We start from the raw sequence: 18186 nt of genomic DNA, 5'->3' as shown, positions 1-18186 counted from the left end.
GGTGACCGGTCTCCGTGACCGGTCTCGGTGACCGCTTCGCGTGGCCTTCCGGGTGACGGCTCGTCAGGAGCCGTCGCCCGGAAGCGCGTACAGGCTCGGGAGGTTCACCACGATCGCCTCCTGGGTGCTGCGGGCGATGACGACCACGGCCTCCTCGGAGTCGTCCGGGTTCTCCTCGCGGTGCGGCACGAAGGGGGGTACGAAGATGTAGTCGCCGGGCGCGGCGCGCAGCCGTACCTCCTCGGGCTCGCCGCCGGAGTCGTCCACGAAGACGAACTCCGGGCGTCCGCTGACGACATAGATCGCGGTCTCCGACTCGCCGTGGTGGTGGTCGGAGGAGGCGGTGGCGGGGGCGACATGGGTCTGGCCCATCCACAGCCGCTCGGACCCGACGGTCCCTCCGCTGATCGCCGCGAACCGCCGCATGCCGCCGGTCTGCGCGGTGTCGCCGTCGAGGCCGTCGGCCTTGATGTGGTGCAGTCGGCTGCGCAGCGAGCCGTGCGAAGGGTCGGAACCGGCCGGGAGATGCGGATGGAATCCCTCACCGGCGATGGTCGGCTGATCGCTCATGGCAGACGACGCTAGAGGGCGTCCGGAAAAGATGTCAAGAGGTGTCCATTACGGCTCACCTGCACAGACGCACCCTTCCGTGGCCGGTGGAGCCGCCCGCGGTGCCGACTTCCGCCGTCCGGCGCGCCATACTGGAGCCATGCATATCTCCGCGAAGGCGGACTACGCCGCGCGGGCCCTCATGGAGCTGGCCTGCGACATCGACCGCCCGCTGACCTGCGAGGCCATCGCCTCCTCGCAGGAGATTCCGTTCCGATTCCTGAAGTCCGTGGTCGGCGAGCTGCGGCGGGCGGGGCTGGTGCGCAGCCAGCGCGGCTGTGAGGGCGGCTACTGGCTGACCAGACCCGCCGCCGAGATCACGCTGCTCGACGTGGTGCGCGCCGTGGACGGCGAGGTGATCACACTGCGCGGCGAGCCGTTGGCCGAGCTGGCCTATCCGACGCCCGCCACGGGCCTGCCGAGTGTGTGGCGCACGATCGAGGAGGGCGCCGCCGCCGTGCTGGCCGGGGTGACAATCGCCGCACTGCTGCCGTCCGGGTCGGCCGCGGCCGGCGGCGCACAGGCCGCCGCGCCGGACACCGCTCCGATCGCCGCTCCGGCCGCCCCTTCGGCGGGCGAGGACCGCCTGGCGGGCGTGGCATGACCGGTCCCCCGCCGCCCGGTGGCACCGACCGCCTCCAGGTCACCGAGTACACCGATCCGCTCTGTCCGTGGGCGTGGGGCTCCGAGCCCGTCTTCCGCGCGCTGCGGGCCGCGCTCGGCGAACAGGCGTCATGGCGGCGGGTGTTCGGCATCCTCTTCGACACCGACGACGACCCGGCGCCCGATCCGGCGGCCGAGACCCGGTGGTACGAGGGCTTCGTCCGGGAGATCAGCGGGCACACCGGGGCTCCGCACGCGGTGCGGCTGAGCCGGGTGGCGGCGACGAGCTGGCCCGCCTCGCTGGTCGCCAAGGCGGCCGAGGCGCAGGGCGGGCAGGTGGCCGACCGGGTGCTGCGGCGGCTGCGCGAGACGATGTTCGTGACCGGCGAGCCCGCCGACACACTGGACCTGGCGCTGGCCGCCGCCGACGGCGTGCCCGGTCTCGACCCCGTACGCCTGGCCGCCGACGCCGCGTCCCCCCGGGTGCTCGCCGCTGTGACGGCCGACCACCGCGAGACGCGCGCCCCGCTGGCCGATGTGCTGACCGTCACAGCGGCGGGGCCGCATCCGGGCACCGCCAAGGAGACCCCGTCGGGAGAGCTGCGGTACGCGCTGCCCACCGTCGTGCTGACCGGGCCGCTCGGGCGTCGCGTGGTGCCCGGCAGGCGCCCGGCGGCGAGCTATCTGGAGGCGGCGCTCGCGGTCGCACCCGGGGTGTCCGTGTCGGCCGAACAGCCGTCCGCCGAGGCCCTGTTGGCGTACCACCGCAGCCTGACCGGGCCGGAGTGGGAGCTGCTGGCGCCGGGGGTCGCGCCGCCCGCGTCTGCCGTCCCGGTGGCCACCGGGAACGGCCCGCTGTGGCTCCACCCGGCCGAGGCCGCGGCATACCCGGCCCCCGTATCCGTACCCCCGCTGCCGCGTTGACCAGCGGGTCTTTCGCACGCGGTCACCGTTCCACCGAATGAGACACCTTTTGGTGTCCATTGACATCGGCTCACCCCGGCAGTCAGGATGGGCACATGCTTACGACGCACCCCGGTGTGGTGTGCCGCTACGTGGACTTCCTGCGTACCAGCAGCGCTCTCTGTCGCTGACCGTACGCCCGTGGCCCTCGCGCGGCGCCTGACCGCCCCGCAGACCCCAGGCCCCAGGCCCCCGATCGGCCGGCCTGTGTCCAGGCCCGTGCGCCCCGCCCACGCGTCCTCCCGCTCGTCTTTCCGTGGCCCCGTCGTCCCGTGACGTCCACGCCATGACCCCCGCCGTAACCGCCTGAGGCACCCGCCCCCGGCGCGGCACTCCCCCGTCACGCCCACCGCCCAGTGCCGCCGCCATGGCGCCGCACCGCGATCCGTGCCGCCTCCGTCCTCGGCGCGCCGGTCTCCTGGCCGTCGCCGAGCGGAACGGCACGCTGTACGCCGCCCCCGTCGCGCCGCCCTCACCGTCGAGGGCACCCCCTCGAAACGCACCCTCGAAAGGTGACGCCTCGTCATGAATCGTGCCGCCGTGTCCAGTTCTCTTCCCTCCTCCCCGAGCAGACGTTCCTTCCTCGGGCTCGGCCTCGGCGCGGGCGCCGCCCTGGCGCTCGCGGCCTGCGGCAGTGGCAGCGGTACCTCGGGGAGCAGCGCGGGCTCCTCCGTCCTCAAGTGGGGCTGGGCGCTGCCCACTTCGTGGGACCCGGTCTTCTCCTCCGCCGGATGGGACGTGCACTCGCTCTCCCTGGTCTACGCGGGCCTCACGAAGCTCGACCCGCACGGCGCGGCCGTACCGGCGCTCGCCAGCGCGTGGAAGTACAACGCCCTGGGCACGCAGGTGACCTTCACCCTGCGTCCCGGACTGACCTTCTCCGACGGCTCCGCGCTGGACGCCACCGCCGTCAAGAAGAGCCTCGACCGCGGCCGTACCGACCCCAAGTCGCTGGTCGCACCGCAGCTCACGTCGGTCAAGGCGGTGTCCGCGCCGAACGCCACGACTGTCGTGATCGACCTGACGCACGCTGATTACCAGCTCCCCAACCTGCTGGCGGGCAAGACCGGGATGGTCGTCAATCCGGCCGCCTTCACCTCGGACGCCGCGGGCATCGCCTCCAAACCGGCCGGCTCGGGACCCTTCACGCTGACCTCGTACACCCAGAACGCCAAGGCCGTCCTGCGGCGCAACCCCACGTACTGGGACGCGGCGTCAATCAAGCTGAACAACTTCGAGCTGTACCCGCTGCCCGACGCCTCCACGGTCGTCGCGGCGCTCCAGTCGGGGCAGTACAACGTGGCGCAGATCCCGGGCAGCCAGGTCGAGGCGGCCAAGGCCGCCGGGCTCGAAGTGCAGGTCATTCCCTCGATGGTGGTCGCCACCCTGGATGTGAACAGCAGCAAGGCGCCGTTCGACGACCCCAAGGTGGTCGAGGCGCTGAAGTACGCGATCGACCGTGAGGCGCTGCTGAAGACCCAGGCGTTCGGCCACGGCGAGGTCAGCTACCAGCCCTTCCCGAAGGGTTACGCGGGGTACGACCCGGCCAGCGCGAATCTCTTCCCGTACGACCCGGAGAAGGCCAAGCGGTTGCTCGCGGAGGCCGGGCACGCGGGCGGCCTGGACCTCACGCTGACCACGGGCGCCGCGCAGGGCGAGCCCGAGCAGATCCAGGCGCAGCTCAAGAAGGTCGGGATCAACGCGAAGATCGAGGTCATCCCCGAGGCGCAGTTCACCCAGATCATCTACATCCAGCACGACCGGCAGTTGGCCGTCGACCAGTTCGCGGGCCGCGACTCCGCCGTGCAGGCGTTCCAAGTGCTCTTCGGTGAGCAGGGGTTGATGAATCCGGGCCGCACCACCCCGCCGGAGCTGGCCGCCGCCATCGACAAGGTGACCCGCACTCCGCTCGACTCCCCCGACTACCCGAAGGTCCTCCAGGCCGCGAGCGCCACCGCGGTGCGCACCACGCCGAACGTCTTCCTGTTCACGGTGCCGCGCATCCTCGCCAGGGCCCGCGGGGTGTCGGCGCTGCCCGAGACCACGGTGGTGCAGCGCTTCGAAGGGGTGACCGTCGGATGACGGCGCTTGCCGCCGCGCTGCCCCGGCGGCGGTCGGCACGGGCCCGCCGGGCGCTGATCGCGCCGCGGCCGATCGGTTCCGCGGTGCTCACCACCGCCACCGTGTTCCTGCTGTCGTCGCTGCTGACCTTCGGGCTCGGCGCGCTGTCGAACGCCAACCCCGGCGCGGCGGTGCTCGGCGAGACCGCCACGCCCGCCGACATCGACCGGATGAACCACGCCTTCGGCCTGGACCGGCCGCTGCCGGTGCAGTACGTGAGCTGGCTCGGCCACGCCCTGACCGGGGATCTCGGGCGCTCCTGGTTCACCACGCTCCCGGTCTCCGACAGCGTCTTCCGGGCGCTGCCGGTGGACCTGTCGATCGCCGGTCTCGCCCTGGTGATCGCCGTGCTGCTCGGCGCGGCGGGCGGGATCGCCGCCGCGTACAGCAACGGCGGGCGGCTGGACCGCGCGATCACGGCGGCCTGCTCGGTGCTCGGTACGCTGCCGGCCTTCGTCGTCGCGATCGGTCTGATCGCGGTGGTGTCGGTGAAGCTCGGGTGGCTGCCGTCCGGCGGCTACACCGCCTTCGGCGACGATCCGGCGCAGTGGCTGCGCTTCGCGGCGCTGCCCGCCTTCGCGCTCAGCCTGGACGCCGCCGCGAACGTGGCCCGGCAGCTACGGGCCTCGCTGGTCGGGGAGTTGCGGGCGAATTACGTGACGGGCGCGATGATGCGCGGTCTGTCGGCCCGGCGGGTGCTCTTCGGGCACGTGCTGCGCAACGCGGCGGGACCCGCGCTCACCGTCCTCGGTATGAGCGTGCCGATGCTGATCGGCGGCGCGGTCGTCACCGAGCGGATCTTCAACCTGCCCGGTATCGCGCAGCTCTCCCTCCAGGCGGCCCAACAGCACGATGTGCCGGTCATCCAGGGCACGCTGCTGGTCACGGTGGCGGTGGTCCTGCTCGCCAACATCGCGATCAACGCCGGTCTGCTGGCGCTCAACCCGGCCGCCCGCAGGGGCCGTTCCAAGGCGAACGCGGCATCGGGAGACGCCGCGCTCGCTGACGGCGCGTCACGTGGCGGTGCCTCATGAGGACGCTGCGCCGCACCGGACGGGTGCCCGCCGCCCGTTTCGCACTGGCCGTACTCGCCGTCGTCGCCCTGTTCGCGGTGCTCGGCGGGGTGATCGCCCCGCAGGACCCGCTCGCGCAGGACACCGCGCGGGTGCTCCAAGGGCCCAGCGGATCGCACCTGTTGGGGACGGACTACCTCGGCAGGGACGTCCTGAGCAGGCTGCTGGCGGGCACCGGCCGCTCCGTGCTCGGCGCGGTCGAGTCGGTCGGTGCGGCGATGGTCCTCGGCGTCGTGCCGGGCCTCGCGTCGCTGTGGCTCGGCCGCGGCTTCGAGTGGGCCGCGCTGCGCGCGGTGGACGCGCTGATGACGCTGCCGTTCACGCTCTTCGCCATCGCCGCGATCGGCGTCTTCGGCAACGGCCTCAACCAGGCGATGCTCGCGCTCGGCGTGCTGCTGGCCCCGCTGTTCTTCCGGGTGTCCCGCGCCGCCGCGCTGGGCCTGAAGCAGGCCCAGTACGTGGAGGCCGCGGAGCTGATGGGCGCCTCGCGCGGCCGGATCCTGCGGACCCACATCGCCGCGAAGGTGCTGCCGACGATCGCCGTGACCACGGCCCACGCGCTGGCGACGGCGCTGCTGACCGTCGCCTCGCTGACCTTCCTCGGCGTCGGCGTCCAGCCGCCCGCCCCGACCTGGGGCGGCATGCTCGCCAGCGACCTGGGCTATCTCGCCCAGCAGCCGTGGGCGCCCGCCCTGCCCGGCGTCCTGATCATGATCACCGTCGGCGCGCTCAATCTGCTCGCGGACGCCGTACGGGACAGCGGCGCCGATGTCGGGGCCGAGCCGCGAGCCGCCCGCGAACCCCAGGGGAGGAAGGCCGATGACCGTGTCGTCGCTGTCTGAGCCGGGCCGTGCCCGCACCGTCGGTGCGACCGGACCCGTACTCACCGTGGACGGGCTGCACATCACCGTCTCCGGCGGTCGCGCCGAGGCCGTCCGCGACGTGTCCTTCACCGTCCACGCGGGCGAGGCCGTCGGCGTCGTCGGCGAGTCGGGCAGCGGCAAGACGCTGACCTGCCGCTCGCTGCTCGGCGTGCTGCCGCCCGGCTGCCAGGTGTCGGCGGGCAGCGCGGTGCTGGCCGGTGCGGATCCCGACGGTACGGAAGCGGTCGGTACGGCGACGGCCGGTGCCTCGGACGCGGGTGGGTCGGCGGCGGGTGGGTCGGCGGCCGGAAAGGCGTCGCCCGCAAGCCCGTCGCCCGCAAGCCGGTCGTTCGGCAAGGCGTCCGCCGCGAAGTCCTCGGCCAGGAAGTCGTCGGGCGCCGCCCCGTCGTCCGGTACCGATCTGACCGCGCTCGACAAGCGGCAGTGGGAGCGGCTGCGCGGGGTGGAGCTGGGCGCGGTCTTCCAGGACCCGGCCTCGTATCTCAACCCGGCGCTGACCGTGGGCCGCCAGCTCGCGGAGCCGCTGCGCGTACGCCTCGGTCTGAAGCGGGCGCGGGCGCACGAGCGGGCCGTGGAACTCTTCGCCTCGGTCGGCCTGCGCGATCCCGCCGACGTCTACCACCGGTACCCGCACGAGCTGTCGGGCGGCATGCTGCAACGCGTCCTGATCGCCATCGCGGTCGCCTGCGATCCGCGGCTGCTCGTCGCGGACGAGGCGACGACGGCGCTCGACACCGTCGTGCAGGCCGAAGTCCTCGATCTGCTGGCCCAGTTGCGCGACGAGCGCGGTCTCGCCCTGCTGCTGGTCACCCACGACCTGGCCGTCGTCGCCGAGGTCACCGACCGGGTGCTGGTCTTCTACGCGGGCGAGATCGTCGAGGACGGCCCCACCCAGGACGTCGTCCACCGCCCCGCGCACCCCTACACCGCCGCGCTGCTGCGCGTCGCCTCCCTCGGCGACTGGAACCGCCGCGAGCTGGCCGTCATCCCCGGCCGTCCGCCCGAGGCGGGCGAGGCCCCGGTCGGCTGCCGGTTCGCCGACCGCTGCGCCTTCGCCGAGGACCGCTGCCGTACGCGGCCGGTGCCGCTCACCGCGACCGCCGACGGCCGCCGTGTCCGCTGCGTGCGCGCCGCGGAACTCGCCCTGTCCCCGCCGCCCCTCCAGGAGGTGCCCGCATGACCACCACCCCCGCGGCCCGCACGGCGCCGGTCTCCGACGTCTCCCCGCCCACGGCGGACATCGAGCGGCCGGTCGCGCCGTCCGCGGTGCCCGCCGCCGAACGCGAGACGCGGGCGTCCGCGCCCGCGCTCCAGGTCGAAGGGCTCGGTGTCACCTACCAGCGGCGCCCCGGCCACAGCCACAGCGCCCCCGTGCTGAGCGGTGTGGACCTGGAGGTGACGGCCGGTCAGATCCTCGGGGTGATCGGCGAGACCGGGTCGGGAAAGACGACGCTGGCGCGGGCCGTGGTCGGGCTGGCGCCGGTGGTGGCCGGGCGGATCGGCGTGGCGGGCGTCGAGGTCGGCGCGCTGCGCGGACGGGAGTTGCGCGACCACCGGCGGTCCGGGCTGGTGCAGTACATGTTCCAGGACCCGCTGCGGTCGCTGGACCCGGATCTGACGGTGAACGACCTGGTGGGCGAGCCGTTGGCGGTCGCCGGGGTGGAGCGCGCCGAGCGGCGCGGCCGGGTGGCGGAGGCGCTGCACCGGGTGGGGCTCGACGCGGGCACCCTGGGCGGCCGGATTCCGGCCCAGCTCTCCGGCGGCCAGCGTCAGCGCGTGTCCCTGGCGCGGGCGATCGTCACGCGGCCCGCGTTGCTGCTGGCGGACGAGCCGGTCAGCGCGCTGGACGCCTCGAACCGCAACCATGTGCTGCGGCTGCTGGACGAATTGCGCCGCGACCTGGGCGTGGCCGTCGTCGTCATCTCGCACGACCTCAGCTCGCTGGCCGGGATCGCCGACCGGATCGCGGTGCTGTACCGGGGGCGACTGGTCGAACAGGGCCCGACCGCCGATGTGCTGGCCCGCCCGCTGCACCCGTACACCGCGCTGCTCACCGCGTCCGCGCCCCGCGTGGACCGCGATCCGTCGAAGCGGCGCGAACGGCCGGGGCCGCCCGGTGAGGTGCCGGTCTGGGCGGCCGACCCCGGCGCCTGCGTCTTCGCCCACCGCTGCCCGCTGGCGGACGCCGACTGCCGTGCGCAACCGGGCAGTTCTCCGCACTCGGGCGAGCGGGCCGCCGCCTGTCACCACCCGGTCGCCGCCGCCCGCTGACCCGCGCACACCACCAGCAACCCCACGATCTTCGGGAGAGACCCCGTGCCCATCGAATTCATCGGCATCGCCAGCACCCAGCAGTTCAGTGAGACCGGCGCCGCGTCCGGGCCTGTCGTCGACCCCGGCTACCTGACCGAACTGGCCCTGGCGCACGAGGAGTCCGGCTTCGACCGTGTGCTGGTCGCGCACTCCTCCGCGAGCCCCGACGGCTTCACCGTCGCCGACCAGATCCTGAACCGTACGACCCGGCTCGGTGTGCTGCTCGCCCACCGTCCCGGTTTCGTCGCCCCGACGCTCACGGCCCGCAAGTACGCCACGCTCGACGCCTTCCACCCTGGCCGGGTCGCGCTGCACGTCATCACCGGAGGCGACGACGCCGACCAGGCGCGAGACGGCGACCTCAGCGACAAGCCGACCCGCTACCGGCGCACCGACGAGTTCCTCGACGTGGTGCGCAAGGAGTGGGAGTCGGCCGAACCCTTCGACTACGAGGGCGAGTTCTACACCGTGCGTGGCGGCTACTCGTCGGTCCGCCCGGCCGATCCGATCCCGGTGTACTTCGGCGGCGCGTCCGGTGACGCGGTGCGGGTCGGCGGCAAGCACGCGGATGTGTACGCCTTCTGGGGCGAGCCGCTCGCGGGGATCGCCGAGCGCATCCGGCAGGTCCGCGCGGCGGCGTCGCCGTACGGCCGCGACCCGCGGTTCAGCGTCAGCCTGCGCCCGATACCGGCCGCCACGGAGGCCGAGGCGTGGCGCCGCGCCGAGGACGTCCTGCGGCTGACGAAGGAGAAGGCGGGCGAGGTGCGCAAGGCGTTCAACCTCGACCACACCGCGCAGGAGGGCTCGCGCAGGCTGCTCGAATACGCCGCCAAGGGCGACGTGCACGACAAGCGGCTGTGGACCGCGGTCGCCAAGGTCACCGGGGCCGCGGGCAACTCCACCGCGCTGGTGGGCAGTTACGAGCAGGTCGCCGAGTCGCTGCTGGACTACGTGGGCCTGGGCGTGTCCACCCTCCTGATCCGCGGCTTCAGCCCGCTGGAGGACGCCCGCGACTACGGCGCCCTGGTGCGGCTGGTCCGCGAGCAGACCGACGGCGCCGCGCTGACCGGAGCGGCTGCCGTATGACCGCCGGGACCGGGAGCGCGCCCCCGGTGGGGAGGAGGGCCGGGGCGGTCACCCCGACGACCTCCCACTGGGGGGCGTTCGGGGTACGGCGGAACGCGGACGGCACGGTCACCGCCGTCCCGCACCCCGCCGACCCCTCGCCGTCACCGCTGCTGCGCGGTGTGCCGGGATCGCTCCGGCACGCCACCCGGATCCGGCGGCCCGCCGCCCGGCGCGGCTGGCTGGAGCACGGCCCCGGTCCCACCTCCGGGCGCGGCGACGAGCCCTTCGTGGAACTCGGCTGGGACGAGGCGCTTGACCTGGCCGCCGCCGAACTGGCTCGGGTCCGCGACGAGTTCGGCAACACGGCGGTGTTCGGCGGCTCGTACGGCTGGGCGAGCGCGGGGCGCTTCCACCACGCGCAGAGCCAACTCCACCGGTTCCTGGCGCAGTTCGGCGGCTACACGGGCTCGCGCAACTCGTACAGCCTGGGCACCTCGCTGGTGCTGCTGCCGTATCTGGTCGGCGACGCGGAGTCGGTGCTGCGGTCCTCGTCCACCTGGCCGACGATCACCGGGCACACCGAACTGATCATCGCCTTCGGCGGAATCCCCGCGAAGAACGTGCATGTCACCCCCGGCGGGGTGACCCGGCACGGCACGCCCGGCCATCTGTCGGCGCTGGCCGCGGCCGGTGCCCGGGTCGCGCTGGTCAGCCCACTGCGCGACGACCTGCCGGACGGCCTGGACGCCGACTGGTACCCGATCCGCCCGGCGACCGACACCGCGCTGATGCTGGCGCTCGCCCACACCCTGGTCGACGAGGGCCTGTACGACCGGGAGTTCGTCGCCCGCTACTGCGCCGGGGCCGACACCTTCCTGCGCTATCTGCGCGGCGCCGACGACGGCACGGTGAAGGACGCGCGGTGGGCCGCGGCGCTCACCGGCATCCCGGCCGACCGAATCCGCGACCTGGCCCGCAGCGCCGCGCGGCAGCGCACCCTGGTCACCGTCACCTGGTCGTTGCAGCGCATCCAGCACGGCGAGCAGCCGGTGTGGGCGGCGCTCGCGCTGGCCGCGCTGCTTGGCCAGATCGGACTTCCGGGCGGCGGATTCGGCCACGGCTACGGCTCGATGGGCGACGTGGGCGACACCGGTCCGCAGGTCCGGCTGCCGTATCTGCCCCAAGGGCCCAATCCCGTCGCGGAGTTCATCCCCTGCGCCCGGATCGCGGACCTGCTGCTGCGTCCCGGCGAGGAGTACGACTACGACGGCACACGCCGCCGCTACCCGGACATCAGGCTGGTGCACTGGGCCGGCGGCAACCCCTTCCACCACCATCAGGACCTGGGCAGGCTGCGGCGCGCCTTCGGGCGGCCGGACACCGTGCTGGTGCACGAGACGCACTGGACGGCGACCGCCCGCCACGCCGATCTGGTGTTCCCCGCCACCACGTCCCTGGAGCGTGAGGACATCGGCGGCGGGCGGCGCGACACCCATCTGATCGCCATGCACCGCGCGGTCGAGCCGGTCGGCGAGGCCCGCGACGACCACGCGATCCTGGCCGGTCTGGCCGAACGCCTCGGATTCGGCGAGCGGTTCACCGAGGGACGGGACCCGGCGGGATGGCTGGAGCACCTGTACACCCGGTGGGCCGAGGAGTTGGCGGCGACCGGGGGCGGCGAGCCGCCCGCCTTCGCGGACTTCTGGTCGGCGGGCGAGTGGGAACTGCCGCCGCAGCCCGCCGAGCGCACGCTCTTCGCCGACTTCAGGGCCGACCCGCTGGGCGCGCCCCTGGCCACCCCCAGCGGCCGGATCGAGCTGACCAGCGCGACGGTGGCCGCCCTCGGGCTGCCCGACTGCCCCGGCCACCCGGCCTGGCTCGAACCCGACGAGTGGCCGGGCGCCCCGGCCGCGGACCGGCTGCCGCTGCTGCTGATCGCGAACCAGCCCGCCAACCGGCTGCACAGTCAGCTCGACACCGGGGCCGCGAGCCTGGACGCCAAGGTCGCCGGGCGCGAGGCGCTGCGGATCCATCCGGCTGACGCGGCGGCCCGTTCGGTCCACGACGGCGATCTGGTGCGGATCTTCAACGACCGGGGCGCCTGCCTGGCGGGCGCGGTGCTCACCGACCGGGTACGGCCCGGTGTCGTACGGCTGCCGACCGGCGCGTGGTTCGACCCGGTACCCGGTCACGAGCCGCCGCTGTGCGCGCACGGCAATCCGAACGTGCTGACCGCCGACATCCCCAGCTCCCGGCTCTCCCAGGGCTGCACCGGCCAACACGCGCTGGTCGAGGTCGAGTTGTGGGCCGGAGGGCCGCCGCCCGAGGTGACCGTCCGCCGGCCGCCCGCCTTCGCCGACGATCCGCGCGCGGGCCGTACGGCGCACGCGACACCCTCGACGGCCGCCGCGGGACCGGCCACCGCTGACACGTACGCGCCCGGCCCGTACGGCCGCCTCGGACCACCCGAGCCCGGCGATCCCCACTTCGAACGGCCCCACCACAGGAAGGCCACACCGTGACCACCGACCTCGCGTCCTCGTCCGGCACCGGCACCGGCTCTGCCGCGCCCGCGGACGCCGCCGCCACCGGCCTGCCCGCACCCGACTACGACCGGCTGCCCGAGGTCGCGGCGGCGCTGGCCGCGCGGGCCGGTGAGCACGACCGGGACGCGAGCTTCCCGCACGAGGGCGTGGCCGCCGTGCACGCCGCCGGACTGCTCACCGCGACCGTCGACCGCGGCCACGGCGGCGCGGGGGCCGGTCTCGCCGACACCGTACGCATCCTGCGGGCGCTCGGCGGCGGCGATCCGGCGGTCGCGCTGGTCACGTCGATGACGCTGTTCGCGCACGCGGCGCAGGCCCGCGCCCCCCACTGGCCGCAGGACACCTACGGCGAGCTGCTGGCCGAGTCGGCGCGACGCCCGGCGCTGGTGAACGCCCTGCGGGTGGAGCCCGATCTGGGCAGTCCGGTACGCGGCGGGCTTCCGGCGGCCACCGCGCGGCGGCGCGAGGACCACTGGGAGCTGACCGGGCACAAGATCTTCTCGACCGGCGCGGTGGCGCTGCGCTGGATGATGGTGTGGGCGCGCACCGACGAGGAGCCGGTGCGGACCGGTTCGTTCCTGGTGCGCACCGACTCGCCGGGCATCGAAGTGCGGCCCACCTGGAACCACTTGGGGCTGCGCGCCAGCCGCAGCGACGACGTGCTGTTCGACTCGGTCCGTGTGCCGCTCGGCCGCACCGCCGGGCTCGCGGAGCCCGGCCAGGACGGCGGCCGGGACGTCGTGGGCGGTGCCTGGAACTCGCTGGGCCTGACCGCGCTCTACCTCGGCGTGGCGCGCGCCGCCCAGCGGTGGCTGACCGGTTTCCTGCACGAGCGCGTGCCCAGCGCGCTCGGCGCTCCATTGGCCACGCTGCCGCGCTTCCAGAGCGCGGTCGGCGAGATCGAGGTCCAACTGGCCGGTGCGGAGAGGCTGGTGGCGGCGCTGGCCGAGGCCGTCGACAGCGGCGATCCGCTCGCCGCCGCGGAGGCGGGCGGCGCGAAGGTGCTCGGCACCCGGGCCGCGATCGGTTCGGTCGAGCAGGCCGTCGCGCTGATCGGCAACAACGGCCTGACCAACGACAACCCGCTGCAACGCCATCTGCGGGACGTGCTGTGCTCCCGCGTCCACACCCCGCAGGACGACTCGGTGCTGCTCGGCACCGGGCGCGCCGCCCTCGATCTCGGCGGGTCCGCCCGCTGACCCCCTTTTCGCTTTCTCTTCCGCTCCCTCTCACGAAAGGCCCCAGCAGCCATGCCTGTTGAGTTCATCGGCATGATCGGCACCCGCGACGTCTCCGAGGTCCGTCCTCCGTCCGGGCCGGTCGTCGACCCCGACTACACGCGGCGGTTCGCCCTCGCCCACGAGGAGGCGGGCTTCGACCGCGTCCTGATCGGCTACGGCTCCGGCAGCCCCGACGGTACGCAGGTCGCCGCCCATGTCGCCGCGCACACCGAGCGGTTGGGCCTGCTGGTGGCGCACCGCCCCGGCTTCGTCGCCCCGACCCTTGCGGCCAGGACCTTCGCCACTCTCGACCAGTTCTCCGGCGGGCGCACCGCGGTGCACATCATCACCGGCGGGCACGACGCCGAGCAGCGCAGGGACGGCGACCACCTCGGCAAGGACGACCGCTACGCGCGGACCGACGAATACCTCGACATCCTCAAGTCCGCCTGGACCAGCACGGAACCGGTCAGCCACGAGGGCCGCTTCTACCACTACGAGGACTACCTCTCCGAGGTGCGCCCGGTCACCGAGCCCCGCATCCCGCTGTACTTCGGCGGCTCGTCCGAGGCGGCCTACCGGGTCGGCGGCAAGCACGCCGACGTCTTCGCGCTGTGGGGCGAACCGCTGGCGGAGACGGCGGAGCAGATCGCGTCCGTGCGGGCCGCGGCCGAGGCGGCGGGCCGCACCGAGCCGCCGCGGATCAGCGTCTCCTTCCGGCCGATCCTCGGCCGTACCGAGGAGGAGGCGTGGGACCGCGCGCACCGCATCCTGGACACCATCAACTCCCGAGGCGCGGCAGGGTCGTTCGTCGGCAGCCGCCGCACGACCCTGCCGGTCGGCCCGGACGCCCAGCCCCAGAACACCGGCTCGCAGCGGCTGCTCGCCGCCGCGGCCAAGGGGGAGCTGCACGACCGCGCGCTGTGGACCCCCACCGCCAAGGCGACCGGGGCGGCGGGCAATTCGACCGCCCTGGTCGGCACGCCGGAGACCGTCGCCCAGGCGCTGCTGGACTACGTGGACATCGGCGTCACCACGCTGCTGATCCGCGGCTACGACCCGCTGGACGACGTGATCGACTACGGCCGCGACCTGCTGCCGCTGGTCCGGGCCGAGGTGGCCCGGCGCGACGCGGACGCGACGGGCGTGTCCGGCTCCGCTCCCGCGGTCGCCGCCGTGAGCGGTGCCCGATGAGCGCCCCGGTCGGCCTCGCCGAGGCCACCGGCGACCCGGTGCACCCGCGAGTCCCGAGCCCGGCGGAGGAGGCCGCGCCGGTCGCGGACTGGTACCCGGCCGCGGGCCTGGCGCACCGCGGCACCGTCGTCCTGCTCCCCGGGCGCGGTGAACATCCGGGCGTGTACGAGCGGTTCGGCCGACGGCTGGCGGCCGACGCGTATGTCGTCCACGTCCTCGACGTGCCCGAGGACGGCGATCCCGAGCCGGTCGCGGGCGCCGTCGAAGCGATCGCGGCGGGCGCGGCCAGGCCGCTGGTGCTGGCCGGTTCCGACAGCGGGGCCCTGCACGCGCTGGCAGCCGCGGGGCGTACGGGCGTCGCACCGGACGCGCTGCTGCTCGCCGGGGCGCCGGAACCGGGCGCGGCGGCCGGGTGGGACGACGAGCTGGCCGTACGCACGGCGTGCCCGACGCACCGGGGGCGGCTGGACGCCGATCCGCTGTTCGTCGCCGGCGCCCTCGCCGCCCCCGTCCCCGGCGCGCTGGCCGAGGCCGCCGACGCGGCGCTCACAGCCGGGCTCCCGTTCCCGGCCCTCGTGCTGCACGGCGCGGCCGATCCGGTCTCCGCGCCGTCCGTCGCCCACTCCCTGGCCGCGCGGCTGCCCGCGGCGACCCTGGCCACGGTGACGGACGGCAGGCACGACGTGCTCAACGACATCCAGCATCGCAGTGTCGCCGCCCTCGTCGTCCAGTGGCTGGAGCGGCTGCGTATCGCTCCCTCGCTCCCGCCGATCCTCACGGTGACCCCGGTCGCCGCGCCCTGACGCCCCGCCATGTGCCGGGCCCCGTAAGGGGTCCGGCCACTCCCCTGGCATCCGACCCGGAAGGACCGCCCGTCATGACCGCGACCCCGTCGCTCGCCGCTGCCACCAACTCACCCGTGGATCACACCCGTTCCGCCGCCGGAGCGGTACGTCCGGCCGATCTGCTGCGGCGTACGCTGCGGCGGCAGGCGACGGCGGTGACCGTCGTGACCGTGCCGGGTCCCGCGGGATTCACCGCGACGTCCTTCACCTCGGCGTCCCTCGAACCGGCCCTGGTGTCCTTCTACTTGTCCACCACGGCGTCCACGGCGGGCGCCGTCAGGTCGGCCGACCGTTTCGCGGTGCATCTGCTCGGGTCCGACCAGGAGGACCTGGCGCGGGGCTTCGCGCGCAGTGGAGTGGACCGGTTCGCCGGGGTGGACTGGACACCGGACACGGGCGGGCTGCCGCTGCTGTCCGGGGTGCCGGCCTGGCTGACCGCCCGTACCGTGCACGTCCACGATGTCGGCGACCACTTCCTCGTGGTCGGCCATGTGGAGGACGCGGGCGGTCCCGGCGCGGACTCGCCGCTGGTCCACCACGACGGGGCGTTCGGCACCTTCCACACCGACCGGCCCCGCGCGTAACCGCGACGGGCGTCGCGGGGGGCGGTCCCGGCGTCAGGCCGCCTTCCGCGCCTCGATGAGGAAGCGGGTCACCGTGGCCGTGAACGACCCCTCGGACGTGATGTGTTCGTGCAGGGCGCGCAGGGTGTCGCGGTGCTCGGCGACCGTGAAGCCGGGGACCATCCAGATGACCTTGCGCAGGTAGTAGACGACCGCGCCGATGTCGTGGAATTCCATCCGCAGCGACTCGGCGCGCAGGTCGACCACCTCGAGTCCGGCCGCGGCGGCGCCCGCGCGCGCCAGGTCGGGGTGGCGCGCGCCGCGCACCGCGTCGGGCTGCTCTCCGAGGAAGAACTCCACGAGTTCGAACGCGCTGGCCGGGCCGACCTGCTGGGAGAAGTACGTGCCGCCGGGGCGCAGGACGCGCGCGATCTCGTCCCACCACACCGTCACGGGGTGGCGGCTGGTCACCAGGTCGAACGTCTCGTCGGCGAAGGGCAGCGGGGGCTCGTCCGTGTCCGCGACGACGACCGCGCCGCGCGGGTGCAGCAGCGCGGTCGCCTTGGCCACATTCGGCGGCCACGACTCGGTCGCGGCCATCAGCGGCGGCAGCGCGGGCACCCCGGCGAGCACTTCGCCGCCGCCGGTCTGGATGTCGAGCGCGGCCGACGCCCGGCCGAGACGCTCGCCCATCCGCCGCTGATACCCCCACGACGGCCGCTGCTCGGTGGCCCGCCCGTCCAGCCAGGAGAAGTCCCACCCGTCGACCGACACCGAGTCGGCCTCCGCCACCAGCGCGTCGAAGTCACGTTCCATCCCGGCATCATCGCCGCAGGCCGTCTGCCGGACCACTCGATTAACCCGGACCCCGACCGCCTCGGACCTCGACCAGCCAGGGCTCGGGCCTCGAACACACCCGGGCCGCGACCAGCCCAGGCTTCGACCACCTCGGACCTCGACCACCTCGGACCTCAATCACACCCGGGCCTCGATCAACCGGCGCCTGGACCACGGGCCGTACCTGAGGAGCCGGCCAGCAAGGGGGCCGTCCCGCGCCGGAGGCGGCCCCTGCCGCTCAGCGCACCGGCACCCCGCCGTAGCCCTGGACGATCGGCCGCCAGGTCGGCTGGAACTGGGGAAGGGTCGAGCCGACCGCCCACGCGGTGGGTGTGCCGGGCAGCGGGTGCGGCACGGCGGCCACGCCGAAGAGCGAGGCACCCTGGCCCGCCGCGTCGGTCGCCGCGGGCTCGGCGTGCCAGGCCGCCCCGTCCCAGCGCATGGTGAACGCCGGTGTGGCCACGCCCTGTTGCTCGCCGACGGCGATCAGGCCGTGCTCGCCGTACGCGGTGACGCCGTGCAGGTCCGCGTGGACCGCGGGCGCCGCGACCTCCGTCCACGTACGCCCGTCCCAGTGCAGGGTCAGCGGGGAGTTCGTGCCGTCCGGCGTGCTGCTCCCGCCGACCGCCCACACGTCGTCGGGGCCGAGCACGGCGACGCTCTCCAGCGACTCGCCGCGGCCGGCGGTGTGCGGCGTCGGCACGATCCGCCAGGCCGCGCCGTCCCAGCGCTCGACGAGCGGGCGGCCCTCACCCCACGCGTCGTAGACGACGCCGACGGCCCAGACACGACCGTCGCCGTCGGCCGCCGCACCCGACAGCAGCGCGTCGCCGCCCGGCTCCGTGGTGGCGACTGACGACCAGGCGCGCCCGTTCCAGTGGTACGCCAGCGGGCGCGGCGCGCCGATCCGGTCCTGCGCGGTGACGCCGACCGTCCAGAGGTCGTCCGGGCCGGTGCCCGCTAGCGCCGACGGGTACGCCGACCGGTCGGCGGCCTCCGCGGGCAGCGGGACCTCCTGCCAGCGGCGGCCGTCGAAGTGCTCGGCCAGCGAGCGGTCCTGGAACGCCGCGGCGTCGTTCCAGGAGCCGACAGCCCAGACGTCACGGGCGGACAGCGGCAGTACGGCGTCGAGCTTGCCGTTCGCCGCCGCGCCGCCGGACGGCCGGTGGGCGAGCGGGCCGGTGGCGTTCCACCGGGCGCCGTCGAACCGCTCGGCGACGGGGACGTTCACGCCCGACGGGTCCTCGCGGTAGCCTGGACCGGCTGATCGCGCGCGGCGCGACCCACCGCCCGGCGCTGACCTTCAAGGACCGCACCGTCAGCTACGGCGAACTCGCCGAGCAGGTC

The 18186-nt window shown here is 74.4% G+C and carries 16 protein-coding genes; 13 read left to right on the top strand and 3 right to left on the bottom strand.

The window, feature by feature from the left end:
• Positions 1 to 63: 63 nt before the first annotated feature.
• A complete protein-coding gene (locus tag ABZX65_RS28160; RefSeq protein ID WP_355345836.1) occupies positions 64 to 570 on the bottom strand; it encodes a cupin domain-containing protein in 507 nt (168 codons plus the stop codon).
• 139 nt (positions 571 to 709) lie between these two features.
• On the opposite strand from ABZX65_RS28160, the gene ABZX65_RS28155 reads away from it, so the two are divergent.
• The 13 genes from ABZX65_RS28155 to ABZX65_RS28095 all read left to right on the top strand — a co-directional run bounded on the left by ABZX65_RS28155 (position 710) and on the right by ABZX65_RS28095 (position 16023).
• Positions 710 to 1213: an Rrf2 family transcriptional regulator gene (locus tag ABZX65_RS28155; RefSeq protein WP_355345833.1), complete on the top strand. Its 504-nt coding sequence runs from the start codon at positions 710 to 712 to the stop codon at positions 1211 to 1213.
• Complete coding sequence (locus ABZX65_RS28150) at positions 1210 to 2136, top strand: DsbA family protein (protein ID WP_355345830.1); 927 nt, start codon at positions 1210 to 1212, stop codon at positions 2134 to 2136. Before ABZX65_RS28155 ends, ABZX65_RS28150 begins: the two co-directional genes overlap by 4 nt.
• A 564-nt stretch (positions 2137 to 2700) precedes the next feature.
• Entirely contained in the window at positions 2701 to 4257 is a 1557-nt protein-coding gene (locus tag ABZX65_RS28145) for an ABC transporter substrate-binding protein (RefSeq protein WP_355345827.1), read from the top strand.
• Positions 4254 to 5330 carry an ABC transporter permease gene (locus ABZX65_RS28140; RefSeq protein ID WP_355345824.1) on the top strand — a complete coding sequence of 359 codons (1077 nt, stop codon included), beginning with the start codon at positions 4254 to 4256 and terminating at the stop codon, positions 5328 to 5330. The genes ABZX65_RS28145 and ABZX65_RS28140 overlap by 4 nt, the downstream gene beginning before the upstream one ends.
• Positions 5327 to 6211, top strand: a complete 885-nt coding sequence (locus tag ABZX65_RS28135; protein WP_355345821.1) for an ABC transporter permease — start codon at positions 5327 to 5329, stop codon at positions 6209 to 6211. The genes ABZX65_RS28140 and ABZX65_RS28135 overlap by 4 nt, the downstream gene beginning before the upstream one ends.
• The gene (locus tag ABZX65_RS28130; RefSeq protein ID WP_355345818.1) at positions 6195 to 7433 is read left to right on the top strand and encodes an ABC transporter ATP-binding protein; all 1239 of its coding nucleotides are present in this window, start codon (positions 6195 to 6197) and stop codon (positions 7431 to 7433) included. The genes ABZX65_RS28135 and ABZX65_RS28130 overlap by 17 nt, the downstream gene beginning before the upstream one ends.
• Positions 7430 to 8524: an ABC transporter ATP-binding protein gene (locus tag ABZX65_RS28125; protein ID WP_355345815.1), complete on the top strand. Its 1095-nt coding sequence runs from the start codon at positions 7430 to 7432 to the stop codon at positions 8522 to 8524. Before ABZX65_RS28130 ends, ABZX65_RS28125 begins: the two co-directional genes overlap by 4 nt.
• Before the next feature lie 45 nt (positions 8525 to 8569).
• Positions 8570 to 9652, top strand: coding sequence for an LLM class flavin-dependent oxidoreductase (locus ABZX65_RS28120; protein WP_355345812.1), 1083 nt, complete (start codon positions 8570 to 8572; stop codon positions 9650 to 9652).
• Positions 9649 to 12156, top strand: a complete 2508-nt coding sequence (locus tag ABZX65_RS28115) for a molybdopterin-dependent oxidoreductase (protein WP_355345809.1) — start codon at positions 9649 to 9651, stop codon at positions 12154 to 12156. The genes ABZX65_RS28120 and ABZX65_RS28115 overlap by 4 nt, the downstream gene beginning before the upstream one ends.
• The gene (locus ABZX65_RS28110; protein ID WP_355345806.1) at positions 12153 to 13379 is read left to right on the top strand and encodes an acyl-CoA dehydrogenase family protein; all 1227 of its coding nucleotides are present in this window, start codon (positions 12153 to 12155) and stop codon (positions 13377 to 13379) included. Before ABZX65_RS28115 ends, ABZX65_RS28110 begins: the two co-directional genes overlap by 4 nt.
• Before the next feature lie 51 nt (positions 13380 to 13430).
• Positions 13431 to 14594 (top strand): LLM class flavin-dependent oxidoreductase, encoded by a 1164-nt coding sequence (locus ABZX65_RS28105; protein WP_355345803.1) that lies wholly within the window; start codon positions 13431 to 13433, stop codon positions 14592 to 14594.
• The gene (locus tag ABZX65_RS28100; protein WP_355345800.1) at positions 14591 to 15397 is read left to right on the top strand and encodes an alpha/beta hydrolase; all 807 of its coding nucleotides are present in this window, start codon (positions 14591 to 14593) and stop codon (positions 15395 to 15397) included. The genes ABZX65_RS28105 and ABZX65_RS28100 overlap by 4 nt, the downstream gene beginning before the upstream one ends.
• 74 nt (positions 15398 to 15471) lie before the next feature.
• Positions 15472 to 16023, top strand: a complete 552-nt coding sequence (locus ABZX65_RS28095; RefSeq protein ID WP_355345797.1) for a flavin reductase family protein — start codon at positions 15472 to 15474, stop codon at positions 16021 to 16023.
• Positions 16024 to 16056: 33 nt separating this feature from the next.
• Here ABZX65_RS28095 and ABZX65_RS28090 read toward each other — a convergent pair whose 3' ends face one another.
• Positions 16057 to 16818, bottom strand: a complete 762-nt coding sequence (locus tag ABZX65_RS28090; RefSeq protein WP_355345794.1) for a class I SAM-dependent methyltransferase — start codon at positions 16816 to 16818, stop codon at positions 16057 to 16059.
• A gap of 259 nt (positions 16819 to 17077) precedes the next feature.
• Positions 17078 to 18070: a hypothetical protein gene (locus ABZX65_RS28085; protein WP_355345791.1), complete on the bottom strand. Its 993-nt coding sequence runs from the start codon at positions 18068 to 18070 to the stop codon at positions 17078 to 17080.
• Positions 18071 to 18186 lie beyond the last annotated feature (116 nt).

The organism is Streptomyces sp. NPDC003300 (assembly GCF_040610915.1).
Lineage (GTDB): Bacteria > Actinomycetota > Actinomycetes > Streptomycetales > Streptomycetaceae > Actinacidiphila.
This window is presented reverse-complemented; position numbering and strand designations above follow the sequence as displayed.